Origin of the sequence: Stutzerimonas balearica DSM 6083 (assembly GCF_000818015.1) — a bacterium.
GTDB classification, from domain to species: Bacteria; Pseudomonadota; Gammaproteobacteria; order Pseudomonadales; family Pseudomonadaceae; genus Stutzerimonas; species Stutzerimonas balearica.
Genome location: NZ_CP007511.1, coordinates 3,265,202 through 3,280,807, shown reverse-complemented (window position 1 = coordinate 3,280,807; position 15,606 = coordinate 3,265,202). Strand labels below are relative to the sequence as shown.

The 15,606-nt window shown below is 63.0% G+C and carries 17 protein-coding genes; 8 read left to right on the top strand and 9 right to left on the bottom strand.

The annotated features are described in order from the left end of the window. Nucleotides 1-78 precede the first annotated feature (78 nt). Genes rsxC through rsxA form a run of 3 tightly spaced genes read right to left on the bottom strand, consistent with a single transcriptional unit; the run spans nt 79 to nt 3,676 of the window. Nucleotides 79-2,523, bottom strand: coding sequence for an electron transport complex subunit RsxC (gene rsxC, locus CL52_RS15105; protein WP_043221550.1), 2,445 nt, complete (start codon nt 2,521-2,523; stop codon nt 79-81). Then, entirely contained in the window at nt 2,520-3,095 is a 576-nt protein-coding gene (gene rsxB, locus CL52_RS15100; RefSeq protein WP_043221548.1) for an electron transport complex subunit RsxB, read from the bottom strand. Before rsxB ends, rsxC begins: the two co-directional genes overlap by 4 nt. Next, nucleotides 3,092-3,676, bottom strand: a complete 585-nt coding sequence (rsxA, locus tag CL52_RS15095; RefSeq protein WP_041104308.1) for an electron transport complex subunit RsxA — start codon at nt 3,674-3,676, stop codon at nt 3,092-3,094. Before rsxA ends, rsxB begins: the two co-directional genes overlap by 4 nt. Nucleotides 3,677-3,877: 201 nt before the next feature. On the opposite strand from rsxA, the gene CL52_RS15090 reads away from it, so the two are divergent. Beyond that, nucleotides 3,878-4,300 carry a hypothetical protein gene (locus CL52_RS15090; protein ID WP_052264578.1) on the top strand — a complete coding sequence of 141 codons (423 nt, stop codon included), beginning with the start codon at nt 3,878-3,880 and terminating at the stop codon, nt 4,298-4,300. 11 nt (nt 4,301-4,311) lie between these two features. Here the strand turns inward: CL52_RS15090 and CL52_RS15085 are convergent, their stop codons facing one another. Together CL52_RS15085 and CL52_RS15080 are read right to left on the bottom strand one after the other, a co-directional pair. Next, nucleotides 4,312-5,130, bottom strand: a complete 819-nt coding sequence (locus CL52_RS15085) for an enoyl-CoA hydratase (protein ID WP_043221546.1) — start codon at nt 5,128-5,130, stop codon at nt 4,312-4,314. Between the two features lie 118 nt (nt 5,131-5,248). After that, nucleotides 5,249-6,493, bottom strand: a complete 1,245-nt coding sequence (locus CL52_RS15080) for a substrate-binding protein (protein WP_043221544.1) — start codon at nt 6,491-6,493, stop codon at nt 5,249-5,251. 261 nt (nt 6,494-6,754) lie between these two features. Here CL52_RS15080 and ung point away from each other — a divergent pair, with 261 nt between their 5' ends. After that, complete coding sequence (gene ung, locus CL52_RS15075) at nt 6,755-7,450, top strand: uracil-DNA glycosylase (RefSeq protein WP_043221543.1); 696 nt, start codon at nt 6,755-6,757, stop codon at nt 7,448-7,450. Between the two features lie 15 nt (nt 7,451-7,465). Here the strand turns inward: ung and CL52_RS15070 are convergent, their stop codons facing one another. From CL52_RS15070 to ygfZ, 3 genes are all read right to left on the bottom strand, one after another. Then, a complete protein-coding gene (locus CL52_RS15070) occupies nt 7,466-7,981 on the bottom strand; it encodes a DUF4142 domain-containing protein (RefSeq protein WP_041104316.1) in 516 nt (171 codons plus the stop codon). Between the two features lie 151 nt (nt 7,982-8,132). Beyond that, nucleotides 8,133-8,969: an HDOD domain-containing protein gene (locus tag CL52_RS15065; RefSeq protein ID WP_043221541.1), complete on the bottom strand. Its 837-nt coding sequence runs from the start codon at nt 8,967-8,969 to the stop codon at nt 8,133-8,135. Nucleotides 8,970-9,034: 65 nt separating this feature from the next. Next, the gene (gene ygfZ / locus CL52_RS15060) at nt 9,035-9,979 is read right to left on the bottom strand and encodes a CAF17-like 4Fe-4S cluster assembly/insertion protein YgfZ (protein ID WP_041104320.1); all 945 of its coding nucleotides are present in this window, start codon (nt 9,977-9,979) and stop codon (nt 9,035-9,037) included. Between the two features lie 137 nt (nt 9,980-10,116). On the opposite strand from ygfZ, the gene CL52_RS15055 reads away from it, so the two are divergent. Further along, complete coding sequence (locus tag CL52_RS15055) at nt 10,117-10,371, top strand: FAD assembly factor SdhE (protein ID WP_041104322.1); 255 nt, start codon at nt 10,117-10,119, stop codon at nt 10,369-10,371. Then, the gene (locus tag CL52_RS21525; RefSeq protein ID WP_074519825.1) at nt 10,355-10,810 is read left to right on the top strand and encodes a protein YgfX; all 456 of its coding nucleotides are present in this window, start codon (nt 10,355-10,357) and stop codon (nt 10,808-10,810) included. Before CL52_RS15055 ends, CL52_RS21525 begins: the two co-directional genes overlap by 17 nt. Here the strand turns inward: CL52_RS21525 and nadB are convergent. Further along, nucleotides 10,779-12,395 (bottom strand): L-aspartate oxidase, encoded by a 1,617-nt coding sequence (gene nadB, locus CL52_RS15050; protein WP_041104324.1) that lies wholly within the window; start codon nt 12,393-12,395, stop codon nt 10,779-10,781. The genes CL52_RS21525 and nadB overlap by 32 nt on opposite strands. Before the next feature lie 326 nt (nt 12,396-12,721). Here nadB and rpoE point away from each other — a divergent pair, with 326 nt between their 5' ends. The 4 genes from rpoE to CL52_RS15030 are packed head-to-tail and all read left to right on the top strand — an operon-like array spanning nt 12,722 to nt 15,367. Further along, nucleotides 12,722-13,303, top strand: a complete 582-nt coding sequence (rpoE, locus tag CL52_RS15045; RefSeq protein ID WP_041104326.1) for an RNA polymerase sigma factor RpoE/AlgU — start codon at nt 12,722-12,724, stop codon at nt 13,301-13,303. 31 nt (nt 13,304-13,334) lie between these two features. Continuing rightward, the gene (locus CL52_RS15040) at nt 13,335-13,934 is read left to right on the top strand and encodes a sigma-E factor negative regulatory protein (RefSeq protein WP_043221538.1); all 600 of its coding nucleotides are present in this window, start codon (nt 13,335-13,337) and stop codon (nt 13,932-13,934) included. Between the two features lie 12 nt (nt 13,935-13,946). After that, nucleotides 13,947-14,888 carry a MucB/RseB C-terminal domain-containing protein gene (locus tag CL52_RS15035; protein ID WP_041104330.1) on the top strand — a complete coding sequence of 314 codons (942 nt, stop codon included), beginning with the start codon at nt 13,947-13,949 and terminating at the stop codon, nt 14,886-14,888. Next, nucleotides 14,885-15,367, top strand: coding sequence for a SoxR reducing system RseC family protein (locus CL52_RS15030; RefSeq protein WP_041104332.1), 483 nt, complete (start codon nt 14,885-14,887; stop codon nt 15,365-15,367). Before CL52_RS15035 ends, CL52_RS15030 begins: the two co-directional genes overlap by 4 nt. The last annotated feature ends 239 nt before the right edge of the window (nt 15,368-15,606 follow it).

Here is a 15,606-nt window from a genome sequence, read left to right as displayed (position 1 = left end):
ACGCAGCCGACCTGGGGTCAGGTGCGCCGTGCTCCTAATCGAGCCGCTGTCTTTTTGTCAGGGCGCCCGACGCAATCGCTAGGTCACCTGCTCCGTGAGTTTTCGCTCGGCTTCGGCCAGGCGCTGGCGTGCGGCTAGCAGCGCAGCAGCATCGGGGCTCGCCTCACGTTCCAGCTTGCGCAGGTCGGCACGGGCAAAGGCCAGTTCGGTCTTCAGTGCCCGGGTGGTTTCATCGACCGCTGGATTGCCCGTGCGAACCAGTACCGGCGCCGGCTTGCCGCAGGCCTGTTCAGCGGCATGCAGAGCCTGTTCGGCTTGCTCCAGCTCAGCTCGCAGCGCTGCCAGTTCGGACGCTTCGCGGCCTGCTTTTTCGGCTTTCTTTAACGCGGCACGCCTCACTGCCAGCTCGATCTTCGCCTGCTTCAGGGTTGGATCGGCCTCCGCTTTGGCAGGCGAGGTCGCCAAGCCGTTTTCCAGTGCCGTAACGGCCGCTTGGGCCGACTCGTGCCGTTCATGCAGACGGGCCAGTTCGGCCTGCTGGTCGGCATCCAAGGCGTCCAGTTTCTCGAGCTTGCGGATCTGTGCCTTGAGCATGGCTGCTTCGATCTTGGCCTTCTTCAAGGCGTCGTCCTGCACGGCGGGTGTCGCGGCTGGCGCAGGGGCGGCGCTTGCCACGGCCCGCTCAGCCTGTTCGAGCTGCTCGCGCAGACGGGCCAGCTCGGCCTGCTGGTCGGCATCCGGGGCGTCCAGTTTCTCTAGCTTGCGGATCTGCGCCTTGAGCATGGCCGCTTCGATCTTGGCCTTCTTGGCGGCGGTATCGTCGTTCACGGCAGGCTGGGTCGGCAGCGCCGCATCCAGCGCTTGCTGGGCTGCGGCGGCAGCCTCGCGCAACTGCACTACCTGGGCCTCGAGCTCGGCGGTCGCATGTGCGGCCAGTTGTTTCTCGGCTTTGCGCAGCGCGACCTGAGCCATGCTCGCCTCGATCTTCAGCCGCTTCTGCTCGTCGCTCAGGCCCGGTTTTTGCGCCTGGGCCTGTGCCACTGCGGCGGCGGTCGGTGTATCTGCCTGTGCGGCCTTGGCGCGTGCGGCTTTCTCTGCACGTGCTTTGCGCTCGGCTTCTTTCTGCTCCTCGGCCTTGCGCAGGCGTTCCTGGCGGAGCTCGAAGCGCTGTCGTGAATGTTCGGCCTTTTGCTGCTTCTGCTCGAGATCGCGGATGTCCGCCTTCGCGGCCCGGTAGTACTGCACCAGCGGGATGCTTGAGGGGCAGACATAGGCGCAGGCGCCGCACTCGATGCAGTCGAACAGGTTGTGCGCCTTGAGCTGTTCGTGTTCCTGGCCGAGGGCAAAGAAATGCAGCTGTTGCGGCAGCAGCCGCGCGGGACAAACCTCAGCGCATTCGCCACAGCGGATGCAGGGCAGTGCCGGTGGGGGGGCGGGTAGTTCGGCTGCGGTAACGGCGAGCAGACAATTGGTGGTCTTGATCAGCGGGACGTCGAGCGAGGGCAGCGTGAAGCCCATCATCGGGCCGCCCATGATCAGGCGGGACAGTCGATCGCGGTGCAGGCCGGCGAATTCGAGCAGCTCGCCGACGGGCGTGCCGATCAGTGCTTCGACGTTCATCGGCTGGCTCAGTGCTTCGCCGGTCAGCGTCGTGATGCGCGAGATCAACGGCCGGCCGAGCAGTACCGCGTCGTGCACGGCGACACAGGTACCGACATTCTGGCAAAGCATGCCGATGTCGGCAGGCAGGCCGCCGCTGGGAACCTCTTCGCCGGTGAGGATCTGAATCAGCTGCCGCTCGCCGCCAGACGGATACTTCGTCGCAAACACCTTCAGGACGTAAGGACGTTCGCCGAGTGCCTGACGGACCGCGGCAATGGCCTCCGGCTTGTTGTCCTCGATACCGATCATGACCTCAGCCGGGGCGATCAAGTGGACGAGGATGTCGATGCCGCTGACCAGGGCGCTGGCGCGCTCGCGCATCAGCAGGTCATCGGCGGTGATGTAGGGCTCGCACTCGGTGCCATTGATGATCAGCGTGCGGATCTGCTGGGCGGGTCTCGCGGCCAGCTTCACTGCGGTGGGAAAGCCGGCCCCACCAAGGCCGGTAATGCCGGCCTGGCGAATCCGCGCGAGCAGTTCGGTCGGCTCCAGGGCACGGTAATCGGAAATGGCCTCGCATGCGATCCACTCGTCCTGGCCGTCGCTGTCGATGACGATGGCGGCGCTCGGCAGGCCGGATGTGTGCGGGTAGGGCTGCGGGCCAATGAAGCTCACCACCCCCGAGGTCGGCGCATGGACTGGCGCGCTGACCGCACTGGTCGCCTCGGCGATCTTCTGTCCCTTGAGCACGCGCTCGCCCACCGCGACGCAAGGTTCGGCAGGTGCGCCCAGGTGCTGTGCGAGCGGTACGATCAGCCGCCTCGGCAGCGGCGGCTGCTGGATCGGCGTACCGTTGGAAAGTGTCTTGTGCTCCGGCGGATGAATGCCGCCGGGAATGTCCCACACCTTCAATGCGCTCATGCGGCTTGCTCCCGGTCGGTGGCAATCAGCCGGCCCGGAGGCGTCGGCAAGTCCCACTTCCAGCTGCGCAGGTCGCGACCGACCTCGATCATGTCGATACAGTCGACCGGGCAGGGCTCCACGCAAAGGTCGCAACCGGTGCACTCGGAGACGATGACGGTGTGCATCTGGCGTGCGGCTCCGACGATGGCGTCGACCGGGCAGGCCTGGATGCACTTGGTACAGCCGATGCACTCCGCTTCGCGGATATAGGCGACCATTTGCGGCTTCTCGCCGCCCTCGGCGTCCAGCGGCTCGGGCTCGACGTCGAGCAGGTCGGCCAGCGCCTGGATGGTCGCTTCGCCGCCCGGCGGACATTTGTTGATCTTGTCACCGGCGGCGATCGCTTCGGCGTAGGGTTTGCAGCCCGGATAGCCGCATTGGCCACACTGGGTCTGCGGCAGCAGGGCATTGACCTGCTCGGCGATAGGGTCGCCCTCGACGCGAAAGCGTACGGCGGCGAATCCCAGGATGGCGCCGCATACCAGACACAGCGCGAGAAGCGCCAGAACGGCGACCAACACCATGCTCATAGCTTGATCAGCCCGGTAAAGCCCATGAACGCGAGCGACATGAGGCCCGCCGTGATCATGCCGATGGCCGGGCCCTGAAAGGAGCGCGGTACATCGGCAATGGCAATCCGCTCGCGCATGGCGGCGAACAGCACCAGGACCAGAGAAAAGCCCAGACCGGCGGCGAAGCCGTTCGCCGTGGCGGTGATGAAGGTGAACTCGCTCTTGTTGGCATTGAGCAGGGCGACACCAAGGACGATGCAGTTGGTAGTGATCAGCGGCAGAAAGATGCCAAGTACCCGGTACAGCAGCGGGCTGGTCTTGTTCACCACCATCTCGGTGAACTGAACGACCACGGCGATCACCAGGATGAAGCTGATGGTGCGCAAGAACTCCAGGTCCAGCGGCTGCAGTACATAGCGCTGGACGAGATAACTGCACATCGCGGCCAGCGTCAGCACGAAGGTTGTTGCCAGAGACAGACCAATGGCTGTCTCGATCTTCTTGGACACGCCCATGAACGGGCATAGTCCGAGAAACTGCACCAGCACGAAATTATTGACGAGAATGGCGCTAACCATGATCAGGGCGAGTTCGGTCATTAGCGTTTCCGTCGCGATCTGCGGGAGCCGTGAAGGTAAAGGGCGGCTATTATCGGGAAGCGTCGCCGACGGTACAAGCTGCGGCGGGCTGCCGCAGCGCTCGGCCGGGCGCGCCGATCATCCGAACGGTGATCGCGGGTGCCGCCGTTGTGGTCATATGCAAGGCATGCATGTCGGCAACCGACCGGCATGGAGGTGTCCATGAAAACGAGTGTGCTCGTGATGGCGCTGTCGTTGGTGCTGAGTGCCGGCCTGGCGCAGGCGCAGTGGCGCGGCGGCGTCTTTGTCTACGATCCGGAGGGGCCGCGCTACCAAGCGCCATCGCGGGACTATCGCTACGATCCCCGCAGCCCCTATCCATACCAGCCGCATTACCGTCCGAATCTCCCGCCGCGCTACGACGGGCGGCTGCCACAGCGCTACTACGACCGGCACGCTCCGGGACGCCTGGAACGTTATCCGCGCCGAGCCGACCGCTTTCCGCCGCATCGCTCCGCGCCGCCCGGGCAATGGCGTCCGCAGCAGCCTGGCGTGCCGCACTGGCAGCGCCCGCCGACGCGGGACTACCGCACCCTGCAGCGCGGCTACGATCACGGCGGGCGCTATCAGCCTTATCGCCGTTGAGCGTCGCTCGGCTAGCGATTGCGCCAGCGCGGTTCACGCTTTTCCAGAAAGGCCTGGATGCCTTCCCGCGTGTCTGCGGCGTCGAACAATCGAAGGAAGGTTTCCCGCTCGGCTGCCCGAAAGGATTCCGGCAGGCGCTTGCGCGCGCCGTCGATCAGCGGCTTTATCGCGCGAATCGCCACTGGGCTCTGCTGCGCTGCGCGCGCGGCAAGCATCAAGGCGTGTCCGCGCGACTCGCCACTCGGGCAGACCTGCTCGACCAGGCCGATGCGCAGGGCTGTGTCGGCGCGTATGCGCTCGCCACAGAGAATCATGCGCTTGGCCCAGCCTTCGCCGACCAACCAGGCCAGCGCCTGCGTGCCACCGCCGCAGGGGGACAGGCCGAAGGCTGCGTCGGGCAGGCCCAATTCGGCCTGCTCTTCAGCGATGCGCAGGTCACAGGCAAGGGCGCATTCCAGCCCGCCCCCCAAAGCGAAGCCGTTGATCGCCGCAATGGAAACCCCACGGAAGTCGCGTAGCGCCTCGAAGGCTTCGCCGAACCGCCGCACCATCTCCTGTGCACGGATTGGATCGCCCTCGGCGAACTGCTGCAGATCCGCACCTGCACTGAAAAAGCGCTCGCCCTGGCCGGTGATCACCAGTGCGTAGATCTCGTCGTCCCGGTCGAGATGCTCGACCACCTGCTTGAGGCCGATCAGCGACTCCCGGTCCCAGCTATTGGCCGGCGGGTGATTGATGGTGATGAGGGCTGTGTGACCGTGCTTTTCGACGGTCAGCTTGTGGGTAACGTCGAAAAAACCGGATTGATAGGGTTCAAGGGCTGTACGCATGCTGCTCGCTCTCCAAAACGCAGGCCGCCGGCGGCCATGTCAGACGTTACGACAGGTGCTGGAGCACGGCGTGCGCCCGAGCGCGGCGTACGTGGCGGTACGCCGCGCCCGTGGGGTGTCACTGCAGCTTGAGCGGTTGGTTGCCCGCGCGCCGTTCGTCCTGCCATTCGGCAAGTGTAGGCGCTGCCTGTTCGCCGCTGAGGCGGTGAACGATCTCGAAGTAGTCCTGCTTGAAGCGATCCTTGAGCACTTCTTCGCGAGGTTTGACGCGCACCGCGTACACCGTCTGGACATTCTGGTGGTCGAAGGCGCGCCACTGTTGTTCATCCTTGAGCAGGCTGTAGCGATGACCCTCCAGCGCGGCAATCACCTGCTCGCTGGCGATGCTCTTGGCACGTGTCGCGGCGTCGGCCCACTGGTAGACGATGCTGTACGCCGAGGCGGCAGAGCTGGATGGATGGGTCTGGTAGCGCTCATCGAAGTTCTTCACGAAGGCCTGACCGGCGGCAGAGCCTTCGATCTCCGGGACGCGCCAGGTCCAGGGTTCGGTCCCGAGCACGCCGCGCATGATGTCCGGCCCGGCCAGCTCGACCATGCTTTGCGTCAGGTTCGGTACGGCGATCTGCATCTGCTTGGTCAGGCCGAGATCATTGGCGATGCGCATGGCGCGCACCATGTCCTCGCCGAACAATACGAGCGCCAGGACATCGGCGCCGCTGTCGCGTGCCTGTTCCAACGCCGCGCGGTACTGCGACAGGCGGGCCCCGGGGAAGGGCGTGCGCACACCTGGATGCTTGGTCGGGTCCTGCGTGCCGGTAGCCTGGCGAAGCGAGCTCTCGCTGGTGTGGCCCCAGGTGTAATCACTGGTGATGTAGAAGTAGCGTTTGCCCGGCAGGTGCTCGTTGAGGTATTGCCCCAGCACCCGTGCGCTCATCCAGGCGTTGTTGCACTCGCGGAACATGTAACGGTGGCCGTCCTTGCCCGTGGTGTCGTTGGAGTACGTCAGGGTGCCGAAATAGAGGAGCCCGCGCTCCTTGGCGCGTTTGCTGGCAGCGATTGCGACGGCACTGGAAACGCCACCGAATAGCATGGCGACGCCGTCATCGGCCATCTTGTCGACGTTGGCTACGGCCTTGGCCGGGCGAGACGCGGTATTGCGGCTGACCAGTTGCAGTGGTCGGCCGAGTACACCGCCGCGCGCGTTGATCTCGTCGATCGCCATCAGCGCGCCGCGCATCTGTGCGAGCCCTTCTTCCTTGTAACTGCCCGTGCGGGGGTAATTCAGTCCAAGGGTGATGGGATCGGCGGCCTGGGCAGCGACACAGAACCCTAGCGCCAGCGCCAAGAGGGGTATCCGTTTCATTGCAGATTCCTTGCGAGCTAATTGTTATTGGTTTGTTGGCAGTCAGCTTTTTTACTCTGCGGTCGCACGGGCGTCATCAGTTATCCCGTCAGCCGCGATCACGCCACGTCGTGAATGTGACCGAGACGCCATTTTGCCGGTGGCGGGGCGGGCATGTGTTGCTGCGGCGCAAGGCTCGGTCAGTTATTTGTCGTAGGCCTGCGTTGACAGTGCTCCCTGGCTTTTCTAGGGTGCCGCGGTCGAGTACGAGCAGGTGAGAGCATGCCGCAGGATGAGCGAATCAAGCTGGAGCCCAGCTGGAAGGAAGCGCTACGAGAGGAGTTCGAACAGCCCTATATGAAAGAGCTGGCGGCGTTCCTGCGTCGAGAGAAGGCGGCGGGCAAGGTCATTTATCCTCCGGGGCCGCTGATATTCAATGCGCTGAATTCGACACCGCTCGATCAGGTCAAGGTGGTGATCATCGGTCAGGACCCTTACCACGGTCCGGGGCAGGCGCACGGCCTGTGCTTTTCCGTGCAGCCGGGTATTGCGCCGCCACCCTCGCTGCAGAACATCTACAAGGAACTCAAGCGCGACCTGAACCTGCCGGTTCCGCCGCATGGTTACCTGCAGCGCTGGGCCGAGCAGGGCGTGTTGCTGCTCAACACTTCACTGACCGTCGAGCGTGGTTTGGCAGGCTCCCATGCCAAAGCAGGCTGGCATCGGTTCACCGACCGGATCATAGAGATCGTGGCCGACCGACGGCCACATCTCGTGTTTCTGCTGTGGGGAGCGCACGCACAGGGTAAAGCACGGCTGATCGACCCCACCCGACATTTGCTGCTCAAGTCGGCTCACCCATCGCCGCTTTCGGCGCACCGCGGTTTCATCGGCAATGGGCACTTCAGTCGGGCCAATCAATTCCTCAGGCAGCACGCCATGGAGCCCATCGATTGGCGCCTGCCCGAGGCTGTTTAAGTAGCTGCAGTGGGATCAGTCTTGCTCGACGTGTCGGGTTTGGAGTTGTTTGGCCTGCTGCAGATGCTCCTCGAGCGTGGGTAGCATTTTTTCGGCGAACTGCTTCAGGTCCGAGTTCTGGCCGTTCTTCAGGTAGTCGCGATACAGCTCGATGGTCTGCTCGTGGGCCACGACCTGGTTGTTCGCATAAGCCTCGTTGAAGTCCTCGCCGTCACGCAGCTCGAGAATCATCGCCTTGGCCTTGTTCATCAACGTGGCTTCGTCGGAGAGCGGCAGGTTTTTTTCCTTGGCCAGGCGCGCCATGTCCTGGCGTGACTTCGTATGGTCGTCGAGCATCCGCTGGGCAAAGGCGCGCACGTCCTCTGCCTGGCTCGTTTCGAGCGCCATGCGCGCGGTCTCGATTTCGGCAATGCCATTGGCTGACGCCCGGTCGAGGAAGTCATCGCCCTGTGCGGCGTGAGCCAGGTTGGCGGCGAAGCCGAGCAGCAGGACGGCAGCGGCGCGAAGATAGGTTCGGGTAGCGTGCATCATCAGCGTTCTCCAGCGTGGACCAGGTGTTCCCAGCCAGGTAGTTGGCAGGGCGTGTCGGCATGGGGCCGTCTCTGGGTGTGACTGGATCGGCTGAGGCGCGTTCGTGTTTTCGGCCGAGCGGTTACCTGGTCGCCGTCAGACGCCGCTGGCGTTATTGAAGCATGCTCATTGCAGCATCCATGGCGACCGAAAGGTCTTCGTCATCGTGCAACAGGGTGCTGGGGTCGAGGCCGAGCTTGGCAAAGGCGGGAATCCGCTGCCAGTCCAGCTGGGTGAGGGGATGGTTGGTGCCCAGGTAGCTCTGCAGTGTGGCGACCTGCACGATATCGGTGTAATCGGCCGCGGCGGAGTCGCGAGTGAAGTCGCAGTACTGACCGGGCACGACGGCAATCGGCTCGAGGAAGTCCCAGGTGCGCAGGATGCGCTCGCCGAGGATCGGATGAATCTTGTCGATCACGTGGTTCAGGCTGATCGAGTCGGCCATCAGGGCGCCGTGCTCTTCGGCATAGGTCAGGATCGGCAAGACGCCAATCTGGTGCACCAGGCCGGCGAGTGTCGCCTGGTCGGGCAGCAGGCGCGTGTAATGGCGGCACAACACATGGCTGATGGCTGCGACCTCGGTGCTCTTGTTCCAGACTTCACGCATCTTGCGGTCGACCACGTCGGTGGTGGCCTGGAACATTTGCTCCATGGCCAGCCCGGTGGCCAGGTTGCAGGTGTAGTTGATGCCCAGGCGACCGATGGCCGTCTGCAGATCGTTGATCTCCCGGTTGGTGCGCAAAAGGGGGCTGTTGACCACCTTGATGATGCGCGCGGTCAGCGCGGCATCGTTGCCGATGACCTTGCTCAGCGCAGCAATGCTGATATCCGGATCTTCGGCGGCCTCGCGTACGCGCAAGGCGACCTCGGGCAGAGTCGGTAACACCAGGTCGTCGTTCTCGATGGCTAGCAGCAGGTCGCGTTGGACCTTTTCGGCGAGGGTGCTCATGTCATTCCTTGTCTTCTGGGCAGAGGCCGCGGCGATCATTGGGCCGCCGTCGATTTATACGGGCTTCAGCGCTGGATTTCCTGGTCGGGGTTCAAGGTATAGGGAAGCGTCAGCAGGGTGAGCGGCAGGCCATCCGGCGAGCCGAGATAAATGCGGCCGTCGGCCGCGGCGTCTTCCTGTAGCACGACAAGCATCTCGATGCCGTCCGGCGTCGGGGCTGCCAGTACCACCTCGCCAACGCTCGAGCCGTGGGTAGGCGAAAACAGCTCGACGCCCGGGCTCGGCAGGTCGGTCGAGGGGGCCATCAGGCTGAGCCGGTGGAGCCTGCGCTTGAGCTTGCCGAGGTATTGCATGCGCGCCACGATTTCCTGGCCCGTGTAGCAGCCTTTCTTGAAGCTGACACCGCCGAGTGCCTGAAGGTTGATCATTTGCGGTATGAACAGCTCGGTCGTGGCACCAAAGACCTGCCCGATACCGGCACGTATCTGGGCGAGCAGCCAATGCTCCAGCGGCACCTGCAGGAGGCGTGTCTGCAACTGCTCACGCACTTGTCCGGCGCCCTGGTGCGCCCAGAGCTCGGTGCGGCCGTCTGATAAGCGAATCGCCAGCAGCCCCTCCTGGCGCGCGACGCTGTCCGGCGCCTGAGGCAGGTCCAGGCCAAGGCTGGCCAGCACCTCGTCGGCGCCGCTCAGGCCGAAGCGATTCCAGCGTTCGCTTTCGTCGGACAGGCGGGACTTGGAGAAAGCTGCGTATTTGCTGAGATTTTCCAGCTGTGGCGGCAATAACTCAGTAGCCATGGCCAGCAGATAGCCGTCGCCATCCTGGACGATCCGGAAGCTCGACTGCATGCGCCCCTTCGGCGTACAGCGCGCGCCCAGGCTGGAGGTGTGTTCGCCGATATAGGCGAGGTTGCAGGTCAGCTGACCCTGCAGAAACTTGGCGGCGTCCGGGCCGCGCACGGCAAGGACACCTTCGTGCGACAGGGGGCAGAAGTAGGCGGCATCGGTCATGTTCGTTCCCGTATCAGTGCGAGGCGCCATCATAGCAAGGCGCATCATATAAGTTGGTGGCCGCGACGTGGCTACCGGCGACTGCCGCAGCGGCACTGCTGTCGCTATAATGCGGCCCTCAACCAAGGAGCCGTTGCATGGCCGATCAAATCGAACTCAATCGCCTCTTCTGGCACAGCCGTCGTGGAATGCTGGAGCTGGACGTTCTGTTGGTGCCCTTCGTCAAGGAGGTCTACCCGGCATTGGACGAGGAGGATCAGCGCCGCTATCGCAAGCTGCTCGAATGCGAGGATCAGGATATGTTCGGCTGGTTCATGGAGCGTGAAGAACCGCAGGACGAGGACTTGCGGCGGATGGTTCGCATGATCCTCGATCGTGTCCAGCCCAAGTAATCGATCCTTCGAATGGCGCTGGCGGCCATCGCGGCGGCTGGCCTGGAGCTATGCTCTCGCCGCCTGCCTGGCCGTGCTCAGCGTCTGGCTCAGCGCTGCGCCAATAGGGGTGAAGGCGGTGGTCCTGGTCTTGGCTGGAGTACATGCCGGATGGGTCGTCCCGCGCTCGGTCACGCTTTCGCATCCTGCTAGCTGGCGTGCTCTGCGGCTGGATGCCGGTGGCTGGCAACTCTGGAACGCCGGTTCCGGATGGCAGTCCGCCCGCTTGCTGCCGGACAGCATGGCACTTCCCGCGCTGATCCTGCTGCGTATGCGCCTGCCTGGCAGGCGTTTGGCTGTGAGTGTCTGTATCCCTGCCGACAGCCTGCCGAAGGATCTCCATCGGCAGCTGAGAGTTCGGCTGAAATTCAGTCGTCAGCGCTGGGCGGAACCAGAATAGTGTCGGCTGCGGTAGCCAGTTGTTGGGGAAAGTCCAGCGTGTAGTGCAGGCCGCGGCTTTCCTTGCGCTGCATGGCCGAGCTGATCATCAGGTCGGCGACCAGCGCCAGATTGCGCAGTTCGAGCAAGTCGCGGCTAACCTTGTAGTTCGAATAGAACTCGTCGATCTCGCTGAGCAGCAGCTTCACTCGGTGCTGGGCGCGCATCAGGCGTTTCGTGGTTCGCACGATGCCGACGTAGTCCCACATGAAGCGCCGTAACTCGTCCCAGTTGTGGGCGATGATGACGTCCTCGTCCGAATCGGTGACCTGGCTGGCATCCCAGGCCGGCAGGTCCTGCGGTATGGGCACTTGCTGTAGTTCGCGCAAGATATCCTCGGCCGCTGAACGGCCATAGACGAAGCACTCGAGCAGTGAATTGCTGGCCATGCGATTGGCGCCATGCAAGCCGGTGAAGCTGGTCTCGCCGATCGCGTAAAGCCCCGGGATGTCTGTCCGGCCTGCATCGTCTACCACCACGCCGCCACATGTGTAATGAGCGGCGGGAACAACAGGGATCGCTTGGCGAGTGATGTCGATGCCAAACGCCAGGCAGCGCTCGTACACCGTCGGAAAATGAGCCTTGATGAAGTCGGCAGGCTTGTGGCTGATATCGAGGAAGACGCAGTCGATGCCCAGGCGCTTCATTTCGTGGTCGATCGCGCGTGCCACGATGTCACGTGGCGCCAGTTCTGCGCGTTCGTCGAAACGCGGCATGAAGCGCTCGCCGTTCGGCAGCTTCAGCAGAGCGCCTTCGCCACGCAGTGCTTCGGTGATGAGAAAGCTCTTGGCCTGCGGATGATACAGGCAGGTTGGATGGAACTGGTTGAACTCGAGGTTGCCGACGCGACACCCGGCGCGCCAGGCCATGGCGATGCCATCGCCGCAGGCGCTGTCCGGGTTGCTGGTATAGAGGTAGACCTTTGCAGCGCCGCCGGTCGCCAGCACCACGAACCGCGACTGAAAGGTGTCGACTTCCCCGGTGTGGCGGTTCAGGACGTAGGCGCCCAGGCAGCGCTTGCCCGGCAGGCCTAGCTTCTGCTCGGTGATCAGGTCGACCGCAACCCGCTGTTCGAGGAGCTCGATATTGGCTCTGCTCTGGGCGCGCCCGAGCAATGTGCTGAAGATTGCAGCGCCGGTAGCGTCGGCAGCGTGGATGATGCGTCGGTGACTGTGGCCACCTTCGCGGGTGAGATGGAACTCAAAGCTGCCGTCTTCCCGATCGTGCGTGTCGTCGCGGGTGAAGGGAACACCTTGCTCTATTAGCCATCCGATGGCTTCTCGGCTGTGCTCGACGGTAAAGCGGACGGCCTGCTCGTGACACAGCCCTGCGCCGGCCACAAGCGTATCAGCGACATGAGAGTCCACCGTGTCGCTGGTATCCAGCACCGCGGCTACTCCCCCCTGCGCCCAATAGGTCGAGCCGTTGGAGAGGTCACCTTTACTCAGGACCGCGATCCTCAGGCTTTCAGGCAAATTCAGGGCTAGGGTCAGGCCAGCAGCGCCGCTGCCGATGACCAATACGTCGTATTGATAATGCTGGCTCATCTCGACATCCACGAATGAGATCGCCGGTAGTATATAGACCGCGCCGTGCGGCAATATAGCTGAAAGGGATTAATCTTCGCGCTCGTGGAACTTTTCTTGCAGGCGTGCGATCCATAGATGCTTGAGAGTGCTCGCTGCACGGTGATGCCGGTGTCAGCGGGCTAGGGCGTGAGAGCCCGACACGGAAACGTAGTTGCGCAGTTGCCGCCAACGTATTGCAGGAAAGCTTGCTAGGAAGGGGGAGAACTTTTGCGTAAAGCCCGGGTCTATTCTGGCAGGTCGGTTCGCTGGTGTGAGCGATGCGCCCTCGGTAAGGAGGCGTATCTATGTTGACCCAGGAGCAAGACCAGCAGCTGGTTGAGCGTGTTCAGCGAGGGGATAAGCGCGCGTTTGATCTGCTGGTTATGAAATATCAGCACAAGATCCTTGGGTTGATCGTGCGCTTCGTGCACGACTCTCATGAGGCTCAGGATGTCGCGCAGGAAGCGTTCATCAAGGCCTACCGAGCGCTGAGCAACTTTCGCGGTGACAGTGCCTTTTACACATGGCTGTACCGCATCGCCATCAATACGGCGAAGAATCATCTGGTGGCGCGTGGTAGGCGTCCTCCAGACAGTGACGTAAGTTCCGAAGATGCCGAGTTCTATGAGGGTGACCACGCTCTGAAGGACATCGAGTCGCCGGAGCGGTCGCTGCTCAGGGATGAGATTGAAGACACCGTTCATCGGACAATTCAGCAACTGCCGGAAGATTTGCGCACGGCCTTAACATTGCGCGAATTCGATGGTCTTAGTTACGAAGACATTGCGAGCGTGATGCAGTGTCCCGTCGGAACGGTACGCTCCCGGATATTCCGGGCGCGTGAAGCCATCGATAAGTCGTTGCAACCCTTGTTGCATGAATCCTGAGACAGCGGCGACAGCCAAGAGAGGAACCGCCATGAGTCGTGAAGCCCTGCATGAATCGCTGTCCGCGGTGATGGATAACGAAGCGGACGAGTTGGAATTACGTCGCGTGCTCGCAGCAAGCGACGATCAAGAAGTACGTGCCACCTGGTCGCGTTATCAAATCGCCCGTGCCGTGATGCACAAGGAGCTGATCGAGCCGCGGTTGGATATCTCGGCAGCGGTTTCCGCCGCGATTGCCGATGAGGCTGTGCCGAGTGTGCCTGCTCGTGCAGGCGCTGCATGGCGCAATTTGGGCCGGTTGGCTGTAGCGGCCTCGGTGACCGTGGCAGTGCTGGCCGGCGTGCGTCTGTACAATCAGAATGACGTCGCGGCACCGCAACTTGCGCAAGAGACGGCTCCGCCAGCTATCTCCGTGCCGCAGGCCACTCAGGGGCCGGCTGTATTGGCGGGTTATAGTGAGGGGCAGGCGGAGGTGCAGGCGCAGCCTGCGGCCGAAGCTGCACCGATTGATCGCTGGCACGAAGAGCGTTTGCCGTCCTATGTGCGTCAGCATGCCCAGCAAGCGGCATTTGGAAGTGGCTCGGACGGTGCGCTGCCGTATGCTCGCGCAGCCAGCATGGAAGAACGCTAACTAAGGAAGAACATGCGCGCACTGCCGCTATGTGTAGTAATCGGAGGCTGGCTATCGATGCCGGCCTTCGCTGCAGATGCCGATACCTGGATGGCCAGCCTCGCAAAAGCGGGGCAGAGCCATAGTTATGCCGGAACGTTTGTCTACGGACGCGATGGCAGCTTTTCCAGTCATGCGGTTTGGCATCAAGTCAAGGGTGGCGAAGTCCGCGAGCGACTGCTGCAGCTCGATGGGCCTGCTGTTGAGGTCGTTCGGATCAATGGCCAAGTCCAATGTTCCAGCGATGAGTTCGCTTCTGCGGCTGAACCCAGTCAGGCGTGGCAAAACCCACGTTTTGATGCCAAGGCCTTATCCGAATGGTATGAATTCCGGGTCATCGGGGAGTCACGTATCGCTGATCGGCCCGCGGTGGCGATCGCCGTGCTGGCCCGTGACCAGCATCGATACAGTTTCGAGTTGCACCTGGATCGAGAAACGGCGTTTCCAATCAAGTCGCTCATGCTCAGTGAAAAAGGACAGCTCCTCGAGCGCCTGCAATTCACTCATTTCGAGGCTGGCAATGTTCCGGCGCCTGGACTGAAGGCGACGGCTGCGTGCAAGCCGGTAGAACATGTCGAACGAACCGAGCCTTCGAGCGGTTGGCGGGCCGATTGGCTGCCTCCTGGCTTCAAGCTGCTGGAGTCGGCACAGCGTCCGGGCGTCGATGCGGACGTCCCGGTCACCTGGCTTTCCTATGGTGATGGGCTGGCCCGTTTTTCCGTGTTCATCGAGCCGTTGCGCGGGGCCCAAGTGCACGACGCGCGTAGTCAGATGGGGCCGACCGTTGTCGTCTCCAAGCGCATCAGCGGTTCGGGGGGCGACGTAATGGTCACCGTCGTCGGCGAGGTGCCGCTTGGAACTGCCGAGCGTGTAGCGCTTTCGGCGCGTTCCGAAGGCGAGGCCGCCGGTCAGTGATCGAGGAGCGCGGGCGCGTCATCGCGGTGGAAGACGGGGCGGTCTGGGTACAGACCGAGGTGCAAAGCACCTGCTCGGGCTGTTCAGCGAAGAATGGCTGCGGGCAGGGCTTGATGAACCGGCTGGGCGTACAGGAACGACGCGGCCTGACTCGAGCCGCTACCAGCCTCAGGTTGCAGGTCGGGGATGGCGTCGTGATCGGCATTTCCGAGCGTGCGCTCCTGCATGGAGCCGTCCTGGTTTATCTGCTTCCGCTATTTTTCCTGTTCGTGGGTGCGCTGCTGGCGCAAAGCCTGTCGGCTGCCGAGCCGGTGACGATTCTCGGTGGGCTACTGGGCTTCTTGGCAGGCTGCTGGTTGGTGCGGCAACGCAGCAAACGGATCGACCAGAACGCTGAGTTACAACCAATCGTGCTGCGTGCTCTGCTCTCGGAGGCCGCGTGCAGCAGCGGGAGCGGTATGCGGGAGCACCTGCTCTAGCTGTTCCACCTGTCAGGGGCCGACATTTTCGGTCCCGATATTCGGCATTTCATGTTCGCCCGACTTCGTTCCGGCACACCTGTCTGATCTCACCCAGCTCGCCGAGCACGCTTCGCCTGCCGTCGCGAAACTCAGGCTGAGGCGGTGGTCGCATTCTTCAACGCTTGAAAAGGGGCTGCGCCGCAACGCTATAGCGGCGCCAGGTCCGGCCCAGAGGCTTCACGTTCCCTGGCGGGCGC